Raw genomic sequence first — 24,758 nt, 5'->3', positions numbered from 1 at the left:
AGCGCAGGATAGGGGCAGGAGGTGTCACAAATCATGGCCGACCTCACGATCCCCGAAGGCGGATTCTGGCCAGCGCCCGAGATCCCCCAGCCGAACATCTATCCGATGGAATGGCGGGTCGAGACCGAGAAGCTGGCGGCTATCTACGAAAAGTCCAAGCGCATGGTCTGGAACCCCGCCGACCTGCCATGGGACGGGCTCTCCCCCGACGACTTCACCGTCGAGCAGCGTCTGGGGATCATGTATTGGTTCGCCGTCCTGGCCAACTTCGACGCCTCAGGGCCCGCGGTCTTCGCCCGCGCGACCATCCAGGCGTTCGAGAAGCACGAGGAGGACCCCGTCCGCAAGTGCTTCTTCTCGATCACCAGGGACGAGATGAACCACGAGGAGTGCTGCCAGCGCACCATCGCCAAGCTGTGGCCGGGCGGGCCGCTCGACTGGACGCCCGTCACCGACCTGGAGAAGGCGGCGCACAACAACATCGGATGGCTCTACCACAACGGCGGGCGCTACTGGAACGGCTACAGCTCGGCCGTGGGCAAGTACTCGCTGCCGGTGCTGTTCACGTCGTTCATGATGGGCGAGATGGCGGCGTCGACCCTGTTCAGGGGGATGGCGTCGGGAACCAAGCATCCCGTCTTCGGCGAGATGTTCCAGCGCATCGGCCGCGACGAGTCCCGACATCTCCAGATCTGCATGACGATTCTGGAGAACGAGTGGCCGGGGCTCACCGACGACGTCCGCTCGCTCATCACGCGACAGCTGCGGGCCGGCTTCGTGTTCCTGTCGATGATCCTGTGGGAGCCGCCCGAGGGATTCTGGGACCTGCCGCCGTACTTCCTCGCCAACCACCGGGTCCTCATGGACCATGCGCGGACGGCGGGGCTGGGCGTGCTGTCGTACGAGGAGCAGGCCGAGAACTGGCGCGTGGCGATGGCCAGGGTCCGGGCGATCGTCGAACGATGGGGGATCGAGTTCCCCGCCATTCCCGAGCTGGACATCGAGGGCGTGCCGGTCGACTTCATCGACCCCGAGGAGATCATCCCGGTCTTCTGACGCGCGTGTCCCGACCGCGCGGCTCGTCTGGCACGCGTGTCCCAGCCGCGCGGCTCGGACATCCGGTCTTCTGACACGCGTGTCCGAGTCGCGCGACCTCTCGGTGGGAGTTGGCCGCGCGGCTCGGACAGGACCCGGGCGGCTCGCCGGGGCCCGAGCCAGCTCCCTGCCCCCGTCGCCACGATCCCCTTCCCCACGCCTTCACCCCCACCCCTGCGACGAGCCCCGCTGGCCGCCCCTCCGCGGGCGCCGGTAGGCTGCGGATCGTGTGGGGACGAATCGACGGGCTCAGGACCCTGGACCTCGGCACGCCGGGTGATATGCGCACCCAGCTGAACGACCTGGTCCTGTCCGGCGCCAAGACCGGCACGGCGAGCCTGCTCGAACACGACTACCGCGCGGAGAACGAGGAGCTCGAGCACGTCGGCGAACGGCTCGTCCTGGTCGACGACAACGACGGCCGGCTCGCCGAGGTGGAGGTGACGGCGGTCGAGGTCGTCCCGTTCAAGGCGGTCACGTGGAAGTTCGCCGAATCTGAAGGCGAGGGGTTCCGCTCGGTCGAGCACTGGGGCGAGGCCCACCGCCGCTTCTGGGCCAACGCCGGCTACGAGGTCGACGACACCACGGAGATCGTCTGCGTGAACTTCCGCCTGGTCGGCTCAGGACCCTTCTGAGGTCGGCCAGGAATCCTCCGGCGAGACGTAGCTGCCCCGCGCCGGCACGGTGTAGATCCATCCCTGCTCAAGAAGCGACGCCATCGCCTTGCGAACCGTTTCGCGGGCCACGCCGTACCGCCGCACCAGCGTCGACTCGGCGGGAACCGACCGCCGGGGAAGCAGGGAGCCCGCTCTGATCTGCCGCTCGATGTCCCCCGCGATCTGCCGGAACAGCGGCGTCTTGCCCCGCTCTCGCGGGGCCTGCTCCGGCCCGCCGACGAAGCTGCCCTGCCCGTGCACGGTGTAGATGAGGCCCTCGTCGCGAAGCGCCCGGATCGCGCGTCGAGCTGTGGTGCGGGCGACGCCGAACTCCTGCTGCAACTCCGCCTCGCTGGCGACGAGGTCGCCCGGGGAGAGGGAGTTGACGATGCGCGACCGGATGATCTCACTGATCTGCAGATAGAGATGGGTGTCACCATCGGGATCGAGCATGGGCTCAGCATATACGGGCGATGGGACTAGCGGAGGCGTCCCTCCGGCCAGTTCTCCTCCGCCGCCACGTAGGTGCCGCGGTAGGGGACCGTGAACGCCCAGCCCTTCTCTCTGAGATGGGCCACCGCCTGGCGGGCCGTCACCTTGGCGACGCCGTACTGCTTCATGAGCGTCTTCTCGCTGGGGATGGCGCGGTTCGGCTGGATCTGGCCGCGACGGATCAGATCGGCGAGCTCCTCGGCGATCTTCTGGTACATCGGCGTCTTGCGAGGGGCTCGCGGAATGCCCGGCTCGCCGACGAAGGTTCCCTCGCCCTGGATCGTGTAGACGACGCCCTGTTCGCGCAGTTCGCGGGCGACTCGCCGTGCCGTGGTGCGCGCGATCTCGTAGTCGGCCTCGAGTTGGGCCTCGCTGGGGACGGGCTCGCCTGGCTTGAGGTCGCCACTCGCTATGCGGGCGCGGATCAGATCGGCGACCTGCTTGTAGATGGGTACGGGTCCGTCTCGGTCAAGCACACTCGAACTATAGACGAAAAGGTACATGGCCGTACAAAGCAGACGTTCAATTGAGCCTATAGATAGGAGTAGGTAGACCCAGAGATACGGCTGCCCTATAGTCAAATCGTGGCCGACAACCTGAACCAGGAGGACCAGTGGCTGCGAACCGCCGAAGTGGAGGTGCCTTCTCCTGGTGTGGAGATGGGTGTCGGCGAGGAACTCGACTGCGTGGGTCGGCACATTGCCGAGGTGACGGACAAGTACATGGCCGTGGTTCATGAGTCGCCGTTGTTGCGACCCATGGAAGTGGAGGCGCCTTCTCCTGGCGTGGAGAAGGGCGTCGCGGAGGAACTCGACTGCGTCGGCAGGCACATTGCCGAGGTAGCGGACAAGCACAAGCGGATCCACTGGTCACCCAGTGCGCCGCGAGCTACGCGGGTGCGGGTCAGGGCACACACGTGCAGTTGCGCGCCGGTGTCCTACGAGCTCTGTCAGGCGGCTGGGCTGATGTTCATCCGGCGGACGAGCCGAGCGAAGGGCGTGACCGTGGTGCATGAGTCGCCGTGGCTGCGAACCGCGCAGGTGGAGGCGCTCTGGCAAAGCCTGCTCCGTGGGGAGGCTCGATGATCATGTTCTGGAGGGTGGTCGTGTGGCGGAGGCATCTGATGGGCGTTCGACAGGCTCCTCGGCTCGGACGCCATCGGTCCGGAGTGCAGTCATGGGGCTGGTGGATGCCGATGCTCGGTCTGTCCGAGGGCGGTGTTCATCGTGGCCGGTGGGACTGAGAGGTGTCCCCGGCCTTGCTGGTCGTACCTCGGGTACGGTGCCCTGCCACCCGAGGTGCACGGCCTCTCACAGGGGTCATCCCAGGTTCGTTGCCCCTGTGAGAGGCCACTTCGGAGGGCTGGGCCCGGCCCTCCGGAGTAGTTCGGGATCGGTCCCGCGTCGCGTCGCGCGGGACCGACTCCAGGGTCCTGGGTTCTTGATCGTGCCTCGGGTAAGGCTCACTCTCCCGCCCGAGGCGCTCGGCCTCTCGCAGGGGCCATCCCCTGGATCAGCCCCTGCGAATGGCCGCCTCCGGCAGGTTAGGCACGGCCCGCCGGAGGAGAGACGGGTGGCCCCGCGCTCCCAGGGGCGGGGCTCACCTTCGCCATAGAACGTGTCTCGGGCGGGACGTTCACTCTCCCGCCCGAGGCGCCCGGCCTCTGTAGAGCTCATCACCGATGTCCTCACAGCTCCGCAGAGGCCCACAACTCGCCTTGGGCGGGAGCCGATGACCCTCCCGCTCCGGGCGCGCGACCTCTCGCAGGGCCATCCCCTTAGGTCAGCCGTTTCTGCGAGAGGACGTCTCCGGCGGGTCAGGCGCGGCCCGCTGGAGCTGCACGAGGGTGGTCCCGCCTGCGTTGCGGGACCACCTGGGCGGTTTCAGTCGTGCCTCGGGCGGGTTGTTCGCTCGTCCGCCCGAGGCATCTGGCCTCTGGGGAGTCGTCGCCGGTGTCGTCCGTCACCGTCCCCAGAGGCCACCTCCGGCGGGCCGGGCGCACCACGGCGCGGCTCGCCGGGGCGCTGTGTCGTGACGGTTGTTCGTCGCGGAGTGCGTGACTTTCTGGAGCGCGCGGCCGTGTCTCCGTCGGGGGAGACGGGCTGTGCTGAGGACGCTCGGCGGACCTCGGGTCGCATGGGGCGGCTGTCCGGGTCCGCCGGGCGTTCTCCTGCGCGAGGGCGGGGTGTCCACCGTTCTCGTTCGTGGGGAGCGGGGTGCTGGCGGGCGTGTTCGGTCCCCGCTCACCGCGAAGGGGTCAGCGGGGTTGTTAGCGGGCGTGCTCGTTTCCCCGCCCACCGCGAAAAAGGGGTCAGCCGGGCGAACGGGTCGATGGGTTTCCGGGGTGAGGTTCCCGGAGGCCTGTCGGGTGTTCGGCCGGTACTTCCGGCCGTGGGGGGAGGGGGACGCGGCGCCAGGCGGTGTCGGTGACGATCACGTGGTCGAGGAAGCGCAACCCCACCGTGTCGGCGGCCTCCGCGAGGCGTTGTGTGGCGGCCAGGTCGGACTCGCTCGGGTCGAGGGAGCCGCTTGGGTGGTTGTGGGCCACGCCGAACGCCGCACCCCCTGAGGTGAGGACCGTGGTGATGATCTCGCGGACCGGAGCGGGCGTGTGGTCGGCGCCGCCCTCGGTCATCAGGACCCGGCGCAGGACCGAGCCGCGCGGGTCGCAGATCACGACCACCAGGCGTTCCCGAGGGTGTCCGCGGAGGAACGGCGCGGCTTGGGCGGCGAGGTCGCCGGACGAGGTGATCCTGGCGCGGGCCGGGCCCTCCTGCGCTCGCCGTACGAGATGGAAGGCCGCGGCGATGCGGGCCGCCTTGGCGGGGCCGACGCCGGGGACGGCGAGCAGGCGATGGGCATCGGATCGGGCCAGCTCGCCCAGGTCGCCGCAGTGGGCGATGAGCTCGGCGGCGAGGTCGACGGCGTTGCTCTCCCTGGTGCCGTGGCCGAGGAGGAGGGCGAGCAGTTCCCTGTCGGCCAGCGCTGCGGCACCGCCGGCGAGCAGGCGCTCGCGCGGACGGTCGGTGACGGGCAAGTCCTTGACGCGCAATCGGCACCTCCGGATCGGCACCCTGCAGGTTTACCAGCGGGCACCGACAAAAGCGCGGCCCATGCGGTGGGGTCCGGCGCCGTCAGCCGCCGCACCCGGGATGATCATGTCTGCGGCGGCAGGGAGGTCATGTCCGCCGGGTCCGGAGGTCACCTCCGCGGCGTCCGGAGGGTCAGGCCCGCGAGGGTCGGGCGACCATGTCGGCGAGGTGGGGACGCCGGGGAGGTGAGGGGTGCCGTCCGGGCGGGTGTGTTCGCGGGGCGGACGGCGCGGGGGTGGGGCGCCGTCCGGGTGCCGGTCGCGGTCGGACTAAAGGTGCACGGCCATGCTGTAGACGATTTCAAAGCGGTCGCCTGGGACCACGATGTCGCTCGTCTCCACGGGACGTTCGCCGGCCCAGTGGGTGCGTTTGAGGTGCAGGACGTGGACCCCCGCGGCGAGGTCGAGGGCGTCGATCTCGGCGGGACGGGGGACCCGGGTGTGCACGCTCTCGACGATCTCCGTCACCTTGATCCCGTAGGAGGAGAGCCGGCCGATCAGGCCGCGGCGTTCCTCGTCCGAGTGGGGCGCGAACTCGAGCGGTTCGTAGGACGTGGCGAGTTGGAGGGGTTTGCCGTCGCCGCGGAACACGTAGTGGGTCCTGGTGAGGGTGGTCGACTCCTCGACGCGGAGGCGCTGGGCGATCTCGGGAGTGGCTTCCACGGGTTCGCTGTGCCAGTCCCAGGTGACACGTCTGCCCTGGCTCTGCAGGTCGGCCGCGAAGGGGGCCTGGTGATCGTGGAAGCGCCAACGATGCAGGGGAGCGAGATCTGGGCGCTCCCTGACATAGTGTCCCGAACCCACCCGGCCGAAGATGAGCCCTTCGCCGGCCAGGACGCGGAGCGCGTGGCGGGCGGCGGTCTCGCCGACCTGGTATTTGCGGGTCAGCTGCGCCCGTGAGGGAATGGGCGCGCCGGGGGGAAGGGTGCCGTCGTTGATCTGCCGCCGAATGTCTTCGACGACGCGCAGGTAGACCGGATCGGAACTTGCCACTAGTCCATCCCTGAGGTTGCTGTGAGGCGTTGCCCCATGTTGCCGTATTCGACAGGTAACCCACCGTCATCGAATGTACTTGGAGCTCCAACTTTGGGCGATTGGAAAAATATTCTGAGAACTCTGTAACGCGGGCGTAAGGTGCACCGATTCTCCGGTAGAGGTCGTCGATGTGTGTACCCCCGAGCACATATCGGCGACCTCTTCCAATGCGCGGACCTTTCCGCCTCCAACCCCCCATGCCGTCCTACTCGCAATGCGCGGACCTTCCGGTCCACAACCCCCATCCCGTACGGCAAGCCGCCCAACGCGCCGCCCTGGGCACGTGGCCGGCGTCTGTCGAGGGATACGCGTCACCGAGCGCGCGTGGCCGGGCACCCCAACGGAAGGCCCCCACCAAGGAAGGCTACGCGGGCGGAAAAGCGGTGACCTGCGACGGGCGACGTGACGGCGGCCCGCCGGAGTCCCGCCGGAGTGGCGTGATGGACGGGCGTCAGGCGGTGACCACGGTGGCCTTGACCCGGCCTGCCGTACAGACCGGGGGACGGTGAAGATCCGCGCGGACGTAAGGCCGGGACCCGTGCAGCCGGGAAAGCGGAAGGAAGGCCATCCACACCGCCGGGAAGGCGGACGGAAGGCGGAGATCCGCGCAGCCCGGAAGGCAGGCGGAAGGCCGGGACCCCCGCCGCAGGGAAGCGGGTTGAGGCAACGGGGGATGGCGCCCTTCGATGGCAGGGGGGCGGAGACCCAGAGGCGCCGGACAAGGGCTCGGAAATGCCGTTATGGGGGTGGCGGGGTTCGGGACATGAGGGAATCCGGGTACCGTTCGCACTATGGGATCGCCCTCTCGCACCTCCGAAGCCCCCTTCGGCCGCATGCTGACCGCCATGGTCACGCCGTTCACCGTCGACGGCGCCGTCGACTACGACAATGCGCGCGAACTGGCCACCTACCTGGTCGACGAGCAGCGCAACGACGGTCTGATCGTCAGCGGCACCACCGGGGAGTCGCCGACCACCAGCGACGCCGAGAAGGAGCGCCTGCTGAGGGTCGTGCTGGAGGCCGTGGGCGACAGGGCGACCGTCGTCGCCGGGGTCGGCACGAACGACACCCACCACACCATCGAACTGGCCAGGCAGGCCGCGCGGGCCGGCGCCCACGGCCTGCTCGTGGTGACGCCGTACTACAACAAGCCGCCGCAGGAGGGCATCTACCGGCACTTCACGGCCGTCGCCGACGCGACGCCGCTGCCCGTGATGCTCTATGACATTCCAGGCCGCACCGGCGTCCCCATCCACAGCGATACGCTGATCAGGCTGTCGCAGCACGAGCGGATCGTGGCCGTGAAGGACGCGAAGGGCGACCTGTTCGCCGGCTCCATGGTGATGATGGCCACTGACCTAGTCTTCTACTCGGGCGACGACGCGCTGAACCTGCCGTGGCTGTCGGTGGGCGCGGCGGGGTTCGTGAGCGTGGTGGGCCACGTGGTGGGCGCCGAGCTGGCCAAGATGATCGAGCTGCACCGCGCGGGCGAGGTCGCGCGGGCGAGGGCCGTCCACCGGCAGCTGCTGCCCGTGATCGACGGGATCATGAACCGGGCCGGGGGCGCGATCATGGTCAAGGCGGCACTCGGTCTGACGGGCCGCCCTGTCGGCCCGATGCGGCCTCCTCTGGCGGAGGCCACCCAAGAGCAGATCGCCGAGCTGCGGGCGTGCCTCGTGGCCGGCGGAGTGAAGTTGGTCGACTGATGGAAACGGGGAGGAACGGAGATATTGAGCGCACGATTTAACCGACCTGGGGGCAGCGTATGAGCCACCCGCATCCGGAACTCGGTCCCCCGCCGCCGCTACCCGATGGCGGATTGCGCATCGTGGCGCTCGGCGGTCTCGGGGAGATCGGCCGGAACATGGCGGTCTTCGAGTACGAAGGCCGGCTGCTGATCGTCGACTGCGGGGTCCTGTTCCCCGATCCCGAGCAGCCGGGCGTCGACCTGATCCTGCCCGACTTCGAGTACATCAGGGACCGCCTCGACGACGTCGAGGCGGTGATCCTGACGCACGGCCACGAGGACCACATCGGCGCCGTGCCGTACCTCCTGCGTGAACGGCGCGACATCCCGCTCGTCGGTTCGAAGCTGACGCTGGCCTTCATCGAGGCCAAGCTCACCGAGCACCGCATCCAGCCGGAGAAGGTGCAGGTCGTGGAGGGGGAGCGGCGCAAGTTCGGGCCGTTCGACTGCGAGTTCTTCGCGGTCAACCACTCCATCCCCGACGCGCTCGCCGTCGCCGTGCGCACGCCGGCGGGCATCGTCCTGCACACCGGCGACTTCAGGATGGACCAGTTGCCCAGCGACGGGCGGCTGACCGACCTGGGCGGGTTCGCCAGGCTCGGCTCCGAGGGCGTCGATCTGCTGATGTCCGATTCGACCAACGCCGAGGTGCCCGGGTTCGTCACCTCCGAGCGGGAGATCGGCCCGGTCATCGACGAGGTGATCCGCACCTCGTCCAAGCGCGTGATCGTGGCGAGCTTCGCCTCCCATGTGCACCGCATCCAGCAGGTGATCGACGCCGCCCAGAAGCACGGCCGCAAGGTCGCGCTCGTCGGCCGGTCGATGGTGCGCAACATGGGCGTGGCCCGCGACCTCGGCTACCTCCATGTGCCGCCGGGTCTGATCGTCGACTCCCGCGACATCGAGGAGTGGCCGCCGGAGGACGTCGTGCTGATCTGCACGGGTTCGCAGGGCGAGCCGATGGCGGCGCTGTCGCGCATGGCCAACCGCGACCACGCGATCCGCATCGCGTCCGGCGACACCGTGCTGCTGGCCTCCTCGCTGGTGCCGGGCAACGAGACCGCGGTCAACAAGGTCATCAACGGGCTGACCAGGTGGGGCGCGCGCGTGGTCCACAAGGGCAACGCGAAGGTGCACGTGTCGGGGCACGCGGCGGCCGGTGAGCTGCTGTATGTGCTCAACCTGACGCGTCCGTCGAACTTCATGCCCGTGCACGGCGAGTGGCGGCACCTGCGGGCGCACGCCAAACTTGCCGCGCTGACCGGCGTGCCCGACGACCACATCGTGATCGCCGAGGACGGCGTCGTGGTCGACCTGGTCGACGGTCGGGCGAAGATCGCTGGCGCGGTGCAGGCCGGGTACGTCTACGTCGACGGCACCTCGGTCGGCGAGATCACCGACACGTCGCTGAAGGACCGGCGCATCCTCGGCGACGAGGGGTTCATCTCGGTCGTCGTAGTGGTCGACTCCAACACCGGCAAGCTCACCGCGGGGCCGGAGATCCACGCGCGCGGGTCGGGCATCGACTCCGAGCGGTTCGAGGAGATCATCCCGGTGATCGAGAAGGCGATCGAGCAGAGCGCCGCCGACGGGGTGGTGGACATGCAGCAGATCCGCCGCGTGGTCCGCAGGACGGTCGGACGCTGGGTGAGCGACACCTACCGTCGCCGCCCGATGATCATCCCGGTGGTCGTCGAGGTCTGACCCGCTTTCCCGGCCGTGCCCCTACGCGCGCATGTCGCGAGTGGGGTCGCGGCCGGGCAGCTCTCGCCTCCCACCCGGAAGCCCGGCTCGTTCCGCGCGCACGTCGCGTGGGGTCACGGTCGGGCGGCCCACGCCTTCAGCCGAGGGACCAGGCTCCGTCGCCCGCGCGCGTTTGCGAGTGAGGTTCCGGTAGGGCCGCCCCTGCCGCGCTCGCGCGGTCCGTCGGGTGGCCTCGGGCCGAGGTCATGGGGTGGGTACGGCGGGCGCAGGCGTCATACGCAGAACGCCGGTCAGGCGTGGCGGCCACTAACTAAGGAGCGGGTCCGGGGTCAGGCGTCGCGGTGGCGGAGGAGCAGCAGCCCCGCAGCCACCGGCGCCACCGCGTACAGCGCCAGCACCACCCCCGCCACCACCGGCGGCAGCAGCGCCCCGTACACCGACGACGTCAGGTCCGCCCCCGTGATCTCCCGCGGAAGCGCACCGATCATCACCGATCCCAGGCGCTCGCTCCACGGCTCGGGCAGGTTCCCCACCACGATCGGGATCACGTAGACGAGCCCCACCAGCACCGCGATCGCCCCCGCCGCTGACCGCAGGACCGCGCCGAGCCCCAGCCCGAGCAGCGCGAACACCGCCACCGTCACCGACGAGGCCACCAGCGTCGGCCACCGCTCGGCTAACGGGGCCACGGGAAACCGCCCGTCCAGCATCGCCGCCGTCACCGCATACGTCGCGAACACCACGACCGGCCCGACGACGAGCCCGAGCCCGCCCACGACCGCCGACTTGGCCGTCAGCACCGGCCAGCGGCGCGGCACGAGGGCGAGGCTGGTCCTGATCAGCCCCGTGGCGTACTCGGAGGTGATCGCCAGCACCCCCATGATCCCCATGCACAGTTGCGGGACGATCAGCACCACCTCCTCGAGCTCCGCGATCCGCGCGGTGCGTCGCATGGCGGGGGTGGCGCTGTCGTACATGCCGATCGCCGACCACGCCACCGCGACGGCGAGCGGGATCGCTGCGAGGCTGAGCCCCAGCAGCAGGTGGCTGGACCGGATCGAGCGGAGCTTCAGCCACTCCGCGGCGATCATCGGGTGGCTCCGTACTCGACGCTGCCCGCGGTGAGGGCGAGGTAGGCCGACTCCAGCGAGTCGTAGCCGTCGGTGAGGTCCTTCATGGCGGCCTCGGCGATGAGGCGGCCCCTGCCGACGATGACGATCCGGTCGGCGGTCAGCGCCATCTCGCTCATGAGGTGGCTGGACAGCAGGACGGTCCTGCCCTCGGCGGCCAGCGAACGCATGAGGTCGCGGATCCAGCGGACGCCGTCGGGGTCGAGCCCGTTGACCGGCTCGTCGAACATCAGCACGCCAGGATCGCCGAGCAGGGCTGCGGCGATGCCGAGCCGCTGCTTCATGCCGAGCGAGAACCCGCCCGCCCTCTTGCGGGCCACCCCCGCCAGGCCGACGCGTTCGAGGACCTCGGCGACGCGGACGGGGCCGATGCCGTTGGTGAGGGCCAGGCTGAGCAGGTGGTTGTAGGCGCTCCTTCCCGGATGCAGGGCGTTGGCGTCGAGCAGCGCGCCCACCTCGTGCAACGGCCTGCGCAGGCCGGCATAGTGGCGGCCGTTGACCAGGGCCTGGCCCGAGGTGGGCGCGTCGAGGCCGAGGAGCACTCGCATCGTCGTGGACTTGCCCGCGCCGTTCGGGCCGAGGAATCCGGTGACGTGTCCCGGCTCGACGGTGAACGACAGGCGGTCGACGGCGCGCGTCGCGCCGTACTGCTTGGTCAGTCTCATTACTTCGATCACCCCTGCACGGTCGGGTACGGCCCGCGGTCGGCGCATCGGACCTGGGTATGACGTGGCTTGGTGTGGTCGCGGGATAGCGTGCGGGGCGTGGATTTCACCTTCAGGGTCGGGTACGGCTCGCGGCTGGCACATCGGACCTGGGTATGACGCGGCTTGGCGCGGTCGCCGGATAGCGTGCGGGGCGTGGATTTCACCAGGCGGCTGAGCCGCGCCCAGCTCATCGCGTTGGACGGCGCAGCCGGATGGGTCGTCGCGCTGGTCGCCATGACGTCCGCGGCGGCCACGCCGGCGCCGCTGTTGGTGAAGGCCGCCCTCGCGCTTGGCCTGGGGCTGCCGCTGATGGTGCGCAGGCTGTGGCCGGTGGCGGTGTTCGCCGCGGTCTTCGCAGTGGCGCTGGTGGCGGGCCTGTCGGGCGTGGTGAGCGGGGCCTACGTCGCGCCCGCTTACGCGCTCTACACGGTGGCGCTGTCGCGCGCGGGCCGGGCGCCGAGCACGACGATCGTGGCCGTCACCGCGGCGGCCGTGGTGATGACGGCCGTGGCGGGCGCGCCGGGGGGCTGGGGGCGTGGGGCGGGAGAGATCGTCCTGGGGGTCGCCGCGCTGTGCGGGTCGTGGACCGTCGGGCGGGCCGTGCGCGAGCGGCGCGGCTACGCGGCGCGCGAGGCGGAGCGGCTGGTCACGGAGGAACGGCTGCGCATCGCCCGCGAGCTGCACGACGTCGTCGCGCACAGCATGGGCCTGATCGCGGTCAAGGCGGGTGTCGCCAACCATGTGATGCACAGCCGGCCGGAGGAGGCGCACGACGCGTTAAGGGTGATCGAGATCGCGAGCCGCGACGCGCTGACGGAGATGCGGCACCTGCTCGGGGTGCTGCGCACCGAGCCGCCTGACCTGCGTCCCGTGCCCGAGCTGGAGGAGCTGGCCGAGCGGGCCAGGCACGCGGGAGTGAAGGTCGAGCTGACGGCGTCGGGTCTGGAAGGGCTTCCGGACGGCGTCCGCCTCGCCGTACACCGTATCGTCCAGGAGGCGCTCACGAACGTCGTCAAGCACGCCGCCCCCGCCCGCTGCACGGTGACGGTGGCGGCGGACGGAGAGCGGGCGCGGGTCGAGGTGACGGACGACGGCCAAGGTCTTGGGGTGGTGCCGGGACAGGGCCGGGGACACGGCCTGGTCGGGATGAGGGAGCGGGTCACGATGTACGGGGGAGAGTTCGCGGCGGGGCCGCGCCCCGAGGGCGGCTTCCGCGTGGCCGCGACCATTCCCTACGTCGCCGACGCGGGGGTGGCGCAGCGCCGCCAGGCGGACGCGGGTCCGGCATGATCCGCGTCCTCATCGCCGACGACCAGGTGCTGCTGCGCGGCAGCTTCAGGGTGCTGGTGGACAACGAGCCCGACCTTGACGTGGTCGGCGAGGCGGGCACCGGCGCGCGGGCGGTCGAGCTCGCCGCGGCCACCCGGCCCGACGTCGTGCTGATGGACGTGCGGATGCCGGAGATGGACGGCATCGAGGCGACCCGCAGGATCGGCGACGCGGCCAAGGTGCTGATCGTGACCATGTTCGACCTCGACGCCTACGTCTACGCGGCGCTGCGGGCGGGGGCGTCGGGGTTCCTGCTCAAGGACACCCCGCCCGCCGACCTGCTCGCCGCGATCAGGGTCGTCGCGGCGGGGGAGGCGTTGCTCGCGCCCACGGTCACGCGCAGGCTCATCGAGGAGTTCGCGCGTCCGTCGGTGCGTGGGCTCGACGGGATCACCGACAGGGAGCGGGAGGTGCTGAAGCTGATCGCGCGGGGCCTGTCCAACACCGAGATCACCGAACGCCTGCACCTCAGCATGGCCACCGTCAAGACACACATCGGCCGCCTGCTGACCAAGCTGGCCGCCCGCGACCGGGCCCAGTTGGTCATCGCGGCGTACGAGAGCGGGCTCGTTGTACGGTCGGGGGCATGAAGGTCATTTTCCGCAAGTACGGCGGCTCCCTCCATTGGCACCACCCGGCCAGGCTGCTCGGCGAGGACGCCCACGGGGTATGGGTGGGATGCGAGGCGGGCACCACGGGGGCGAAGGGCGACGGGCCTCTGGTGGTGTGGGAGCGGGCGTTCGTGATGCTGTTCCCGAGGAACGAGTGGTGGGTGGCGCTGTTCAACGACGAAGGCCACAAGCTGGACGTCTACGTTGACGTCACCACGGTGCCCGAGTGGGGCGACGGCGAGGTGACGATGGTCGACCTGGACCTCGACGTGGTGCGCACGCGGGAGGGGCGGGTGTTCGTCGACGACGAGGACGAGTTCGCCGACCACCAGGTGCTGCTGGGCTACCCGCCCGAGGTGATCGTCCAGGCCGAGAGCGCGGCGGCGGCGCTGACGAGGGCGGTCACCGACCGTCTCGCCCCGTTCGACGGGGCGACCCATCTGCCATACCTGTCCCAAGTCCGATGATCTGATCCGCCGTTTCCGGATGCGGCGGTCTGATCCGCTACGGCGCCGGTGATTCGATCCGGCACGGCGCGGGTGCGGTGGTCTGATCCGGTACGGCGCGGGGACGGCGGTCTGATTCGGTACGGCAAGCCGGGTCAAGGCCACCGTGGTCACCCGTGACCGCCCTTCCTTCACGCCACCCCAGCAGGACTCCGGCCCCCGCCGTAACGTCGCCCAGAAGCCCGGAAGCCCGGAAGCCCGGAAGCCCGGAAGCCCGGAAGCCCGGAAGCCCGGAAGCCCAGAAGCGCGGAAGCGCGGAAGCGCGGAAGCGCGGAAGCGCGGGAGCCCAGAAGCGCGGAAGCGCGGAAGGCCGCAAGCGCCGAAGCCACGAAGCCCCTGAGCCGTCAAGCCCCCGAAGCTCCTGAACCGCCAAGCCCCCGAAGCCTCTGAGCCGTCAGGCCGTCAGGCCGCTGAGCCCTTAAGCCGCTGAGCCCTTAAGCCGCTGAGCCCTTAAGCCGCTGAGCCCTTAAGCCACGGAGCCCTTAAGTCACGGAGCCCTTAAGCCACGGAGCCCCTTAGCCGCTGAGTCCCTTGAGCCGTTATGGCCCGAACCCCTATAGCCCGAATCCCTATGGCCGGAGGAGGCTGAGGGCCTCGGTGAGGGTGGTCAGTCGGGCGGGGGAGGCGAGTCCCACGTGGTAGAGGTGCAGCTCGTCGGCTCCCGCCTTCGTGAAGGTGGTGAACGAGGCGGCCAGTTCCTCCGGATCGGCGGGCTTGGGTGGCAGGAGCAGCGCATAGGCACCGAGCCGCTGCCTTGGGGTGAGGTTGGCGGCCAGCCGGGACAGGTTGGCGACGGCCTCGTCGGGGGTGCCCCAGCACATGCCCACCAGCCCGTCGAGCGAGGGATCCCCGTCGGGCAGGGTGGCGAACGGGCCGGTCGCCCACGGGTCGGGGCTGGCGTGAGTCCTGATCGGCAGGCCGGGTGCCAGCTCGCGCACGGCCGCGACGAGCCTGGCCCTGAGCGCGGCCGCCAACCCCGTCCGCAGCTCCCGCACAGGCCGCGCCAACTCGCCAAGCGCCTCCTCCACCGAACCGGGACCCGCCGAACCGGGACCCGCCGGACCGGGACCCGCCGGACCGGGGACCGCCGAGCCGAGGGCCGCCGAGCCGGGAGCCATCGACCGGGGAGAGCCGGGGGCCGCTGAGCCGAGAGCCGCCGAACCCGGAGCCGCCGGACCGGGGACCGCCGAGTCAGGGACCGCCGAGTCAGGGGCCGCCGAGCCGGGGGCCGCCGAGCCGGGAACCATCGAGCGGGGAGAGCCGGGAGCCATCGAGCGGGGAGAGCCGGGGGCCGCTGAGCCGAGAGCCGCCGGACCGGGGACCGCCGAGTCAGGGGCCGCCGAGCCGGGAGCCGCCGAGCCGAGGGCCGCCGAACCCGGACCCGCCAGGCCGGGGGCCGTCGGGCTGCCGTCGATCGCCCTGCGGGTCAGGGCTCGTAGCCGGTCAGCGTCCGGGTAGCCGGGCGAGCATGCCGTACAGAAACACAGCGACAGCAGCGCCGCCTGCGTGGATGTCCAGTCGGCGCCGGCGGTCTTCTCGTGGACGCTCTGGTGGCCGAACCCCATTGGCCCGCACGCCTCCAGGATGATCCCGTCGGGCGCGCCCACCGAGACGATCTCCCGCACCAGCCGCTCGCAGTACTCCCCGACGTCCTCGTGCGAGGGGCACAGCGCGTACGGGTACGGGTCGCCGAAGGCGTTGCGTACGGCCACGTCCGGGTGCGCGGCGCCGAGGTGGCTGTTGTGGGTCAGGACGATCCAGGCATGCACGGGCAGCCCGGCGGCTCTGAGCGCGTCGCGGGCTTGGAGGAAGGCGTCGGGCGTGGTCCACGTCGGGTTCGGTGGGACGAGCCGGCCCCATGCCGCCTGCCGTACCGGAAGGTAGAAGGCGGAGTACGGCACGTCGAGCACCCGGTGCGCGGGGTGGAACGGGGTGGCGGCGCGGGTGGAGTGGTAGGAGGCGGCCAGCGCGACCGCGTCCACGCCGAGCGCGGCGAGCCTGGCGGGCGCGGCGGGGTCGCCGACGATGTCCCACGGGTAGACGTAGGCGATGTTCACCGGCGTCACCACCGGGGACGGCTGGTGCTGAAGGAGGGGTCGAACCTGCGCATGTAGCCGGTGTCGTCGCGGGAGGTGAGCCCGCACTTGAGGTACTGCTCGTGCATCACGGCGAGCGCGTCCCTGTCGAGCTCGATCCCGAGCCCGGGACCTGTCGGCACGGGCACCGCGCCGTCGACGAACCGCAGCGCGCCGGGGGCGACCACGTCCTGCCCGTCCTGCCACGGCGTGTGCGTGTCGCAGGCGGTGGTGACGTTCGGGACCGCGGCGGCCAGATGTGTCATCGCGGCCAGGCTGATCCCGAGGTGGCTGTTGGAGTGCATCGAGAGCGAAATGCCGAAGGTGTCGCAGAGTCGGGCGAGCTGCACCGAACGCTCCAGGCCGCCCCAGTAGTGGTGGTCGGACAGCAGCACGCCGATCGCACCTTCCCTGATGGCGGGCGGCAGGTGCTCGAAGGTCACCACGCACATGTTCGTGGCCAGCGGCATCGGCGCCTGCCTTGCCACCTCGGCCATGCCGGAGATGCCGGAGGTGGGGTCCTCCAGGTACTCCAGGGTTCCGTCGAGCGCGCGGGCGACCTCGAGCGAGGTCTCGACCGACCAGACGGCGTTCGGGTCGAGGCGCAGCGGGTGGTCGGGGAAGGCGTCGCGTAGCGCGCGGATCGCTTCGACCTCCCGCGCGGGCTCGAACACGCCGCCTTTGAGCTTGATGGAGCGGAAGCCGTACTCCTCGATCAGCAGTCGCGCCTGCGCCACGATCCCTTCGGGGTCGAGCGCCGCGCCGAACCTGTCGTCGGGCTCGCCGGGGTGGCCGGCCCACTTGTAGAAGAGATAGGCGCTGTACGGCACGGCCTGCCTGACGGCGCCGCCGAGCAGGTCGCTCACGGGACGGCCGGTCGCCTTGCCGCGGATGTCGAGGCAGGCGACCTCGAACGGGGAGTAGACCCGGTCGACGCTCTTCTCCTTGGTGGCCGCGCCGGTGAGGCCGTGCAGGTCGGAGACGACCTCGCCGACGAGGGAGGCGACGCGGGCGTAGATCTCGTTCTGGGCGTGTACGTCCAGGCCGATGAGGGCAGAGGCCACGGTGCGCACCTTCTCCAGGTGCGCCAGGTCGCCGTAGGTTTCGCCCAGCCCTGACAGGCCCTCGTCGGTGACCACCTCGACGACCGTGCGCAGCGCCCACGGTTCGTGGACTCCGGCGGCGTTGAGCAGGGGCGGGTCGCGGAAGGCGACCGGGGTGACAGTGATCTCTCGAATGTTCATATATGTGAACGACCGCCAGAATTGTGGACAACTGTCGGTACTGTAAGAATCGGGCCGAGTGAGTGTCAAGACCAGGCTAGAGTGAAGTGTGATATTGCATAAGGGGTGAAGCGATGATCCACGCATACGATCCACGCACCGGCGAGACCTTCGGCGAGGGCGTCCCCGAGGCCACCGACGCCGTGGTCGACGCCGCTGTCGAGGCCGCCCACGCGGCCGGACCGGCCTGGCGTGCGGCGAGCAGGGCCGAGGTGCTCGAGGCCGTCGCCGCCGCGCTGGAGGCGAACGTCGAGGAGCTCTGGCAGGTCGCCGACAGGGAGACCGCGCTCGGCGAGACCCGGCTGCGCGGCGAGGTGGCCAGGGCGGCCGGCCAGTTCAGGCTCTTCGCCGACGTGCTGCGCGACGGTGGCCACCTGGAGGCGGTCATCTCGACGCAGCCCGACGTGCGCCGGATGAACCAACCGCTGCCGGGCGTCGTCGGCGTCTTCTCCGCCTCGAACTTCCCCTTCGCCTTCTCCGTCGCGGGGGGCGACACCGCCTCGGCGCTGGCGGCGGGCTGCCCCGTCGTCGTCAAGGCGCACCCCGCGCACCCGCTGACCTCCGAGCTGTCGGCGAAGGTCATCAGGTCGGCGCTGCCCGACCCCGCGCTGCTCGGGCTGGTCCACGGCCTGTCGGCGGGCAAGCGGCTCGTCCAGCACCCCCACGTGGTGGCGGTCGGCTTCACCGGGTCGATCCCCGGAGGCAAGGCCATCCAGGCGCTCATCGACGAGCGCCCCGACCCCATCCCCTTCTACGGCGAGCTGGGCAGCGTGAACCCCGTCGTCGTGCTGCCGTCCGCGGCCCGCGAGGGGCTCGCCGACGGCTTCGCCGCCTCGCTCACGCTCGGCACGGGGCAGTTCTGCACCAACCCCGGCCTGGTGTTCGCGCCCGACGACGCGGACCTGATCGCCTCCCTCGGTACGGCGGTGGCCGGCAGCAACGGCTCGGCGATGCTGAGCTCGCGCATCAGGGAGGGCTACCTCCAGGGCGTCGAGCGCCTGTCCAAGCTCACCCTGCTGGCCGAGGGCACGCAGGGCGAGGGGGAGTGGGCGGTCGCGCCCAAGGTCTTCACCATCGACCTGGCCGCGTTCGCCGCGCAGCTGCCGTCGGTCGCCGAGGAGTGCTTCGGGCCGTCGTCGATCGTGGTCACCTACCGCGACGTGGCCGAGCTGGCAGAGGTGCTGGGCCGGCTCGACGGCTCGCTCACCGCCACCGTGCACGCCACCGACACCGACGAGGCGCGGCCGGTCGCCGAGGCGCTGGCGCGCAAGGCGGGCCGCCTCATCTGGAACGGCTGGCCGACCGGCGTGGCGGTGTGCTGGGCCATGCACCACGGCGGCCCCTGGCCGTCCAGCACGGCGCCCGCGCACACGTCGGTGGGCGCGATGGCCATCCGCAGGTGGCTGCGCCCGACGGCTTACCAGGGATGGCCGCAGGACCTGCTGCCGGTGGAGCTCAGGGACGGCAACCCGGCGGGGATCCCGCAGCGCGTCGACAGCTGATGACCACTCGGTGGCCGCGCCCGCATGAGGCGCGGCCACCGAGGCGGTTCAGCCCGCCAGCTCCAGCCCGGCGGTGAGGATGCGCTCCAGCTCGGCGACGTGCTCGGGGGCGGCGTCGACCAGCGGCGCGCGCACGCTGCCCGCGTCCAGCCCCCGCAGCCGCACCCCCGCCTTCACCAGCGACACCGCATAGCCCGGCACCAGGTCGCGCAGCTCGACCAGCGGCAGATAGAACGTGGTGAGCAGCCGCCGCACCATCACCTCGTCGCCGCCCGTCACCGCCTTGTAGAAGGCCAGCGCGATCTCCGGCGCGAACGCGAACACCGCGCTCGAATACAGCGGCACCCCCATACCCCGGTAGGCCTGCACGGTCAGCTCGGCCGTCGGCAGCCCGTTGAAGAAGGTGAAGGGGCGGTCCGTCGCCTGTCGTACCCGCAGGATGATCCGCTGCAGCAGGTCGAAGTCTCCCAGTCCGTCCTTGAACCCGATCACGCTGGGCAGCGAGGCCAGCTCGGCCGCCGCCGAGGGGGTGAAGCGGGCCGTGCCGCGCTGGTAGACGATGATCGGCAGCTCGGTGACGGCCGCGACCTGCCGTACGTAGGACACCAGGCCGGAGGGGGGAGCGGTCACGAGGTAGGGCGGCATGAGCAGCAGCCCGTCGGCGCCCGCCTCGGCGGCGGCCCGCGCGCACGCCTGCGCGAACGGCAGCGACCCGCCCGCTCCCGACAGGACGGGCACCTCGCCCGAGGCGGCGGAGACGGAGGTGGAGACCACGGCCGAGTACTCCTCCAGCGACAGGGCGTTGAACTCGCCCGTGCCGCAGGCGGCGAACACTCCTCCGGCCCCCGCCGCGACCCCCCTGGCCACGTGGGTGGCCAGCGCCTGGCCGTTCACGGAGCCGTCGTCGCCGAAGGGCGTCACGGGGAAGAACAGAACACCATCAAGACGCATTACTTTCCTCCAGAGAAACGCGCCGGATGATGTGTTATCGGATGCCCTCCCGGCGCAGAGTGGCAGCGAACGTGCGGGTGTGCCTGATGACCGCCTCGGCGATCCGCTCGATCTCCTCCCGGGGCAGCCCGGCGGGCATCGAGCAGCTGATGGCGTCGGTGGCGGGGATGCGGTAGTCGACGGCCACGGCCACACACGCCACGCCAGGGGTGCCCTGCTCGCGTTCGAGCGCGTAGCCGCGGGCGCGGACCTGGCAGAGTTCGTCGGTGAGCTTGGCCAGGTCGGTGATCGAATGGGCGGTGAGCGCGGGCAGCGGGTCGGGCAGCAGCGTGGCCACCTCGTCGTCGGTCAGCTGCGCCAGCAGCGCCTGGCCGAGCGCGGTGACACTCGCCGGCAGCCTGCGGCCCACCCTGGAGATCGCGTGCCGGTCGCGCGACTCCCTGGTGGCCAGGTAGAGCACGTGCGCGCCGTCGCGGCGGGCGAAGTGGACCGTGTGCCCGATCTCCTCCCTGAGGTCCTCCAGCGCGTCGTGCGCCAGCGGTACGGCGGGGTCCTTGTCCAGGTAGGCGGTGCCGGTCAGCAGAGCGTGCGGACCGATCCCGAAGGCGGAGTCGCCCTGCTCCGTCTCGACCCACTTCAGCTCGACGAGCGTGCGCATGAGGGCGTGCAGGCTGCTGCGGGGGAAGCCGGTGCGCTGCTGGAGCTCCGACAGCGTCAGGCGCTCCGGCGAGGCTGCCAGCGTTTCGAGGATCCGGACCGTTCGCTCGGCTGACTTGACCATCGAGGGCTCCATGGGCGACAGAATAATGGATGCCATCCATATACATGGACATCTAACCCTTGATTGCGCCGCTGGTAAGACCGCGCATGAACTGCCGCTGGAAGGCCAGGAAGGCGATCACCGAGGGCAGCAGCGCCAGCAGCGACGCGGCCAGCAGGATGCCGATCCCGACCTCCTCGTCCGAGCGGAGCGAGCGCAGCGCGATCGGCAGCGTCCAGTGCTCCGGCTCGTTGGCCACGATCAGCGGCAGCAGGTACTGGTCCCAGATCATGGTGAACCCGAAGACGCCGATCACGCCGAGCGCGGGCTTGCACAGCGGCAGGATGATCGTGAAGAACGTGCGCAGCTCGCCCGCGCCGTCGATCCGCGCGGCCTCCTCCAGCTCGACCGGCACCTCCTTCATGAACTCGGTCATGACCAGGATCGAGAAGCCCCAGGCGCCCACCGGCAGGATCATGCCCGCGTAGGAGTCGATCAGGTTGGCGTGGATCAGCGGCAGGTCGGCCAGCACCAGCGAGAGCGGGATCGCGATGATCTCCTCGGGCAGCATCATCGTGGCCAGCATGATCAGCATCACGAACGTCATGCCCCTGAACTTCTTGCGCGCCAGCGAGTAGGCCGCGAAGACGCTCACCACCATCTGCAGCGCGAGCCCGAACCCGACCACCACGAAGGAGTTGGCCAGATAGAGGTAGACGTTCTTGTCCGCCGCCTGGGTGAAGTTCTCCAGCGTGAACTCGTCGGGCCACAGCGTGAAGCTGGTCGGGTCGAGCGTCCTGCTGAACGCGCTGACGAGCAGGCCGACCAGCGGCCCGGTGAAGACCAGCACCATCGCCGAGTAGACGAGGATCTTGCCCGTCCTCGCCAGCGGCCCCTTGCGCGGCTCCAGGCCGAGCGCGCTGTCGAATCTCATGCCGCCTGCCTCCTGCGCATCAGCTGGACCAGCACGGTGAGCGCCAGCGTGGCGACGAACAGCACGATGCCTCCCGCCGCCGCGATGCCGAGCTCGCTGCGCTGGAAGCCGAGCTTGTAGATGAGGGTCATGAGCACCTCGGACGAGCCGTTGGGCCCGCCGTTGGTCAGCACGTACACCTCGACGAACACCCGCAGACCCCGGATGGCCGCCAACGTGAAGAGGATCCAGAAGACCGGCCGCAGCGCCGGCAGCGTGATGTGGCGCAGCCTGGACCAGGTGCTCGCCCCGTCCACCGCCGCCGCCTCGTACTGGGTCCTGTCGATCCCGACCAGACCCGCCAGGAAGATCATCATGTCGTACGGCGTGCCGCGCCAGACGCTCATCCCCATGATCGACCAGAGCGAGGAGTCCTCGCTGGCCAGGAACGGCTGGGGATCCAGGGCGACCCAGCCGAGGATGCTGTTGAGCAGGCCGGTGTCGCCCGGGTGGTACATGATCCGCCACACCTCGGCCACCGCCGCCATCGTGGTGACCACCGGCAGGAACGCGGCGGTCCTCACGAACCACAGGTAGCGGGCCGGGCCCTCGATGAGCAGGGCGAGCGCCAGGCCGAGGACGAGCGACCCGACGGTGGTGCCCACGGCCAGGACGAGGCTGTGCCAGACGGCGCTGACGAACGCGTCGTCCGACATGATCGTCCGGTAGTTGCCGAGCCCGACCCACTCGTCGCCGAGGAAGGGCTGGACCTTGAAGAAGCTCATCCGCAGGCCCTCGACCATGGGGATGAACTTGAAGTACAGGAACAGGATCAGCGCGGGGGTCAGGAACAGCCACGCGACGGCGGTGCCGCGCCACCTGCCCTGCCGGGTGAGCGTCGGGGTCACGATGTCTGGGCCTGCAGTTCCGCGGTCAGCTTGGCCGCCAGACCATCCATGGCCGCCTTCACGTCGGCGCCGCAGTCGGCCCACACCGCGTTGATGGCGTCGGCCGAGAGCTGCCTGATGGGCGCCCAGTTGGGCACGGGCGAGCTGTAGACGGCGTCGGCGTAGGCGTCCTGGAACACCTTCCAGCGCGGGTCGCTGCGCTCGGTGGCCAGGTCCACGCCCTTGTTGACCGGCAGCCTGACGATCGCGCCCGCCTCGTCCTTGTTCATGCCGATCTTCTGGCCCTCGGGTGAGACGGCGAACTCGGCGAACTTCCGCTGGCCCTCCTCGTTGCCCGATCCGGCCATGAGGTAGACGTTCTCGCCCTCGCCGAGCGTGCCGGGACCGCCGGAGGGGCCCTTGGGCACCTTGACGACCTCGAGCCTGTCGACGCCGATGCTCTTGACGAACCTGGCCAGCACGTAGGGCCCGACCAGGTAGATGCCGCCCTGGCCCTTCTCGAACACCTCGTGCGTGACGGTCGTGTCGTTGCTGACCGCGCCGGGGTTGACGGTCTTGGCGACGCAGAACTGGTCCTGCAGCCACGTGACGGCCTCGACGGTCCTGGGGTCATTGACTGCGGGGGTGTACTTGCCGCCGCCGCCGTCTGACAGGAAGTTGCCGCCGTTGGCGTAGATCAGCGAGGAGGCGTACCACGAGGCGTAGCCGCGCTTGGTGCCCGCGGGCGCGACGAAGCCGTAGGTGTCCTTCTGTCCGTTGCCGTCGGGGTCCTGCTCGGTGAACGCCTTGGCCAGCTTCGCCAGATCGTCCCAGGTCTGCGGAGGTTGCAGCCCGACCTTCTCCCTCCAGTCCTTCCTGATGATCAACGCGAAGGCCTGGGCGGAGAACGGGGCCGCGTAGTACTTGCCGTCGCCCGCCTGGGCGGCCTGCCAGGCCCGGTCGGCGAGCTGGTCGCCGCCCTTGAGCTTCGTCTTGTCGACCTCGCGCAGCCAGCCCTGCGTCCGCATGTTGCCGAGCTGGGCGGTGTCGTTGATGACGATGTCGGGCAGGTTCTTCTGCGCCGCCTGCTGCTGCAGCTTGGTCTCGAAGTCGTCGAAGAGCGCGACGACCTTCGTCTTGACCCCGCTGGCCTTGGTGAACGCGTCGGCCAGCTTCCTGGCCGTCTTGGCGGACTCGGACTCCGGCGCCTGCCGGATCCAGATCTCCAGCGCGTCGTCGCCCGAACCCCCGCCGGAGCCGCCGTTGGACCCGCCGTTGGACCCGCAGCCGGACAGGGTGACGGCGAGCGCCGTGACAATCGCGGCCCCGAGCAGATGGCGTGGCATCAGACCGCCTCCTTGTTCACATACGTGGATGGCTTTCGCGAATGTGTACTCCGTTCATGTGAAGGTAACGAGCGGCCCAGATCACGTCAATATTCCATGGATGTGAATTCTGGTCAGAGCCGTGTACAACAGTCACCATGCGCATCCTTGTCACCGGCGCCGCCGGGAAAGTCGGCACCCTGCTCCGCCCCCTGCTCGCCCGCGAGGGGCGGACCCTCCGCCTGTCCGACGTGGTCCCCTTGGAGGCGGGCCCCGGCGAGGAGGTCGTGGTCGCCGACCTGACCGACGCCGACGCCATGGCCGCCGCCATGAAGGGCGTCGACGCCGTCATCCACCTCGGCGGTCAGAGCCGCGAGCACCCCTGGGCCGACATCGTCGAGGCCAACATGAACGGCACCTACGTGCTGATGGAGGCCGCCCGCCAGGAAGGGGTACGGCACGTCGTGCTCATGGGCAGCCACCACGCGGCGGGCTTCCACACCCGCCCCGCCGACGGCGGCGAGCTGCCCGACTACGCCTTCCCCCGCCCCGACACCCTGTACGGCGTGAGCAAGGTCGTGATGGAGGCCCTGGGCAGCCTGTATCACGACAGGTTCGGCATGAACGTGACGGTCGTCAGGCTCGGCACCTGCAACGACGGTTCGGAGGACACCAGGGGACTGGCCACCTGGATCTCGCCCGCCGACTGCGCCCGCCTGATGGAGGCGGCGATGACGGCCACCGGGTACCACGTGGTGTGGGGCGTGTCCGACAACGCGCGCAGGTGGTGGTCTCTGGAGGAGGCGAAGGCGATCGGCTACGAGTCGCGCGACGACTCCGCGGCGCACGCCGCGCCGCTCATCGCCGAGCAGGGCGAACCCGACCTGACCGAGCCCCTGCACGACCGGGCGGGTGGGTCGTTCACGTTGAAGGAGCTCGGCGGCAAGTGGTGACGGCCC

At 70.3% G+C, this 24,758-nt stretch carries 22 protein-coding genes and 1 pseudogene; 10 read left to right on the top strand and 13 right to left on the bottom strand.

Features of this window, described 5'->3' with window-relative positions; translation table 11 throughout:
• The first annotated feature begins 33 nt into the window (after positions 1 to 33).
• Together ACFXJ8_RS10095 and ACFXJ8_RS10090 are read left to right on the top strand one after the other, a co-directional pair.
• Positions 34 to 1,056: a hypothetical protein gene (locus ACFXJ8_RS10095; RefSeq protein WP_379643488.1), complete on the top strand. Its 1,023-nt coding sequence runs from the start codon at positions 34 to 36 to the stop codon at positions 1,054 to 1,056.
• 266 nt (positions 1,057 to 1,322) lie between these two features.
• Positions 1,323 to 1,730: an ASCH domain-containing protein gene (locus ACFXJ8_RS10090; protein WP_379643487.1), complete on the top strand. Its 408-nt coding sequence runs from the start codon at positions 1,323 to 1,325 to the stop codon at positions 1,728 to 1,730.
• Here ACFXJ8_RS10090 and ACFXJ8_RS10085 read toward each other — a convergent pair.
• Both ACFXJ8_RS10085 and ACFXJ8_RS10080 read right to left on the bottom strand, forming a co-directional pair.
• A complete protein-coding gene (locus ACFXJ8_RS10085; RefSeq protein ID WP_379643486.1) occupies positions 1,716 to 2,204 on the bottom strand; it encodes a GntR family transcriptional regulator in 489 nt (162 codons plus the stop codon). The genes ACFXJ8_RS10090 and ACFXJ8_RS10085 overlap by 15 nt on opposite strands.
• A gap of 26 nt (positions 2,205 to 2,230) precedes the next feature.
• Entirely contained in the window at positions 2,231 to 2,719 is a 489-nt protein-coding gene (locus ACFXJ8_RS10080) for a GntR family transcriptional regulator (protein ID WP_379643485.1), read from the bottom strand.
• Positions 2,720 to 2,827: 108 nt separating this feature from the next.
• Here ACFXJ8_RS10080 and ACFXJ8_RS10075 point away from each other — a divergent pair, with 108 nt between their 5' ends.
• Positions 2,828 to 3,328 (top strand): hypothetical protein, encoded by a 501-nt coding sequence (locus tag ACFXJ8_RS10075; RefSeq protein ID WP_379643484.1) that lies wholly within the window; start codon positions 2,828 to 2,830, stop codon positions 3,326 to 3,328.
• 1,226 nt (positions 3,329 to 4,554) lie between these two features.
• Here the strand turns inward: ACFXJ8_RS10075 and ACFXJ8_RS10070 are convergent.
• Together ACFXJ8_RS10070 and ACFXJ8_RS10065 are read right to left on the bottom strand one after the other, a co-directional pair.
• Positions 4,555 to 5,295 carry a RadC family protein gene (locus ACFXJ8_RS10070; RefSeq protein WP_379643483.1) on the bottom strand — a complete coding sequence of 247 codons (741 nt, stop codon included), beginning with the start codon at positions 5,293 to 5,295 and terminating at the stop codon, positions 4,555 to 4,557.
• 309 nt (positions 5,296 to 5,604) lie between these two features.
• A complete protein-coding gene (locus ACFXJ8_RS10065) occupies positions 5,605 to 6,327 on the bottom strand; it encodes a GntR family transcriptional regulator (protein WP_379643482.1) in 723 nt (240 codons plus the stop codon).
• A gap of 833 nt (positions 6,328 to 7,160) precedes the next feature.
• Here ACFXJ8_RS10065 and dapA point away from each other — a divergent pair.
• Together dapA and ACFXJ8_RS10055 are read left to right on the top strand one after the other, a co-directional pair.
• Positions 7,161 to 8,075, top strand: a complete 915-nt coding sequence (gene dapA / locus ACFXJ8_RS10060) for a 4-hydroxy-tetrahydrodipicolinate synthase (RefSeq protein WP_379643481.1) — start codon at positions 7,161 to 7,163, stop codon at positions 8,073 to 8,075.
• 59 nt (positions 8,076 to 8,134) lie between these two features.
• On the top strand, positions 8,135 to 9,820 hold the full coding sequence (locus ACFXJ8_RS10055; RefSeq protein WP_379643480.1) for a ribonuclease J: 1,686 nt from the start codon (positions 8,135 to 8,137) through the stop codon (positions 9,818 to 9,820).
• A gap of 329 nt (positions 9,821 to 10,149) precedes the next feature.
• Here the strand turns inward: ACFXJ8_RS10055 and ACFXJ8_RS10050 are convergent, their stop codons facing one another.
• Together ACFXJ8_RS10050 and ACFXJ8_RS10045 are read right to left on the bottom strand one after the other, a co-directional pair.
• Positions 10,150 to 10,911 carry an ABC transporter permease gene (locus tag ACFXJ8_RS10050; RefSeq protein ID WP_379643479.1) on the bottom strand — a complete coding sequence of 254 codons (762 nt, stop codon included), beginning with the start codon at positions 10,909 to 10,911 and terminating at the stop codon, positions 10,150 to 10,152.
• A gap of 74 nt (positions 10,912 to 10,985) precedes the next feature.
• Positions 10,986 to 11,615 (bottom strand): annotated as a pseudogene (locus tag ACFXJ8_RS10045) (ATP-binding cassette domain-containing protein); the annotation flags it as partial.
• 195 nt (positions 11,616 to 11,810) lie between these two features.
• Here ACFXJ8_RS10045 and ACFXJ8_RS10040 point away from each other — a divergent pair.
• Genes ACFXJ8_RS10040 through ACFXJ8_RS10030 form a run of 3 tightly spaced genes read left to right on the top strand, consistent with a single transcriptional unit; the run spans position 11,811 to position 14,064 of the window.
• On the top strand, positions 11,811 to 12,947 hold the full coding sequence (locus ACFXJ8_RS10040; protein WP_379643478.1) for a sensor histidine kinase: 1,137 nt from the start codon (positions 11,811 to 11,813) through the stop codon (positions 12,945 to 12,947).
• Positions 12,944 to 13,576 carry a response regulator gene (locus ACFXJ8_RS10035; RefSeq protein WP_379643477.1) on the top strand — a complete coding sequence of 211 codons (633 nt, stop codon included), beginning with the start codon at positions 12,944 to 12,946 and terminating at the stop codon, positions 13,574 to 13,576. The genes ACFXJ8_RS10040 and ACFXJ8_RS10035 overlap by 4 nt, the downstream gene beginning before the upstream one ends.
• Positions 13,573 to 14,064: a DUF402 domain-containing protein gene (locus ACFXJ8_RS10030; RefSeq protein ID WP_379643476.1), complete on the top strand. Its 492-nt coding sequence runs from the start codon at positions 13,573 to 13,575 to the stop codon at positions 14,062 to 14,064. Before ACFXJ8_RS10035 ends, ACFXJ8_RS10030 begins: the two co-directional genes overlap by 4 nt.
• Positions 14,065 to 14,672: 608 nt before the next feature.
• Here ACFXJ8_RS10030 and ACFXJ8_RS10025 read toward each other — a convergent pair.
• Positions 14,673 to 16,160 (bottom strand): hypothetical protein, encoded by a 1,488-nt coding sequence (locus ACFXJ8_RS10025; RefSeq protein ID WP_379643475.1) that lies wholly within the window; start codon positions 16,158 to 16,160, stop codon positions 14,673 to 14,675.
• A gap of 5 nt (positions 16,161 to 16,165) precedes the next feature.
• On the bottom strand, positions 16,166 to 17,422 hold the full coding sequence (locus ACFXJ8_RS10020; RefSeq protein ID WP_379643474.1) for a glucarate dehydratase family protein: 1,257 nt from the start codon (positions 17,420 to 17,422) through the stop codon (positions 16,166 to 16,168).
• A 113-nt stretch (positions 17,423 to 17,535) separates the two neighbouring features.
• Between ACFXJ8_RS10020 and ACFXJ8_RS10015 the strand changes: the two genes are divergently transcribed.
• On the top strand, positions 17,536 to 18,963 hold the full coding sequence (locus ACFXJ8_RS10015; protein WP_379643473.1) for an aldehyde dehydrogenase (NADP(+)): 1,428 nt from the start codon (positions 17,536 to 17,538) through the stop codon (positions 18,961 to 18,963).
• 48 nt (positions 18,964 to 19,011) lie between these two features.
• On the opposite strand, the gene ACFXJ8_RS10010 is transcribed toward ACFXJ8_RS10015, so the two are convergent.
• From ACFXJ8_RS10010 to ACFXJ8_RS09990, 5 genes are read right to left on the bottom strand one after another with little or no spacing between them, the layout of a single operon-like run.
• Entirely contained in the window at positions 19,012 to 19,914 is a 903-nt protein-coding gene (locus ACFXJ8_RS10010) for a 5-dehydro-4-deoxyglucarate dehydratase (protein WP_379643472.1), read from the bottom strand.
• 34 nt (positions 19,915 to 19,948) lie between these two features.
• Positions 19,949 to 20,707 carry an IclR family transcriptional regulator gene (locus tag ACFXJ8_RS10005; RefSeq protein WP_379643471.1) on the bottom strand — a complete coding sequence of 253 codons (759 nt, stop codon included), beginning with the start codon at positions 20,705 to 20,707 and terminating at the stop codon, positions 19,949 to 19,951.
• 40 nt (positions 20,708 to 20,747) lie between these two features.
• Positions 20,748 to 21,608, bottom strand: coding sequence for a carbohydrate ABC transporter permease (locus ACFXJ8_RS10000; RefSeq protein ID WP_379643470.1), 861 nt, complete (start codon positions 21,606 to 21,608; stop codon positions 20,748 to 20,750).
• Positions 21,605 to 22,495: a carbohydrate ABC transporter permease gene (locus ACFXJ8_RS09995; protein ID WP_379643469.1), complete on the bottom strand. Its 891-nt coding sequence runs from the start codon at positions 22,493 to 22,495 to the stop codon at positions 21,605 to 21,607. The genes ACFXJ8_RS10000 and ACFXJ8_RS09995 overlap by 4 nt, the downstream gene beginning before the upstream one ends.
• Positions 22,492 to 23,820 (bottom strand): ABC transporter substrate-binding protein, encoded by a 1,329-nt coding sequence (locus ACFXJ8_RS09990; protein WP_379643468.1) that lies wholly within the window; start codon positions 23,818 to 23,820, stop codon positions 22,492 to 22,494. The genes ACFXJ8_RS09995 and ACFXJ8_RS09990 overlap by 4 nt, the downstream gene beginning before the upstream one ends.
• Before the next feature lie 137 nt (positions 23,821 to 23,957).
• Here ACFXJ8_RS09990 and ACFXJ8_RS09985 point away from each other — a divergent pair, with 137 nt between their 5' ends.
• Complete coding sequence (locus ACFXJ8_RS09985) at positions 23,958 to 24,752, top strand: NAD-dependent epimerase/dehydratase family protein (protein WP_379643467.1); 795 nt, start codon at positions 23,958 to 23,960, stop codon at positions 24,750 to 24,752.
• The last annotated feature ends 6 nt before the right edge of the window (positions 24,753 to 24,758 follow it).

This window comes from Nonomuraea sp. NPDC059194 (assembly GCF_042754765.1).
Lineage (GTDB): Bacteria > Actinomycetota > Actinomycetes > Streptosporangiales > Streptosporangiaceae > Nonomuraea.
Note: the sequence above shows the minus strand (reverse complement) of the source record. Positions and strands in the feature narration are given on the sequence as shown.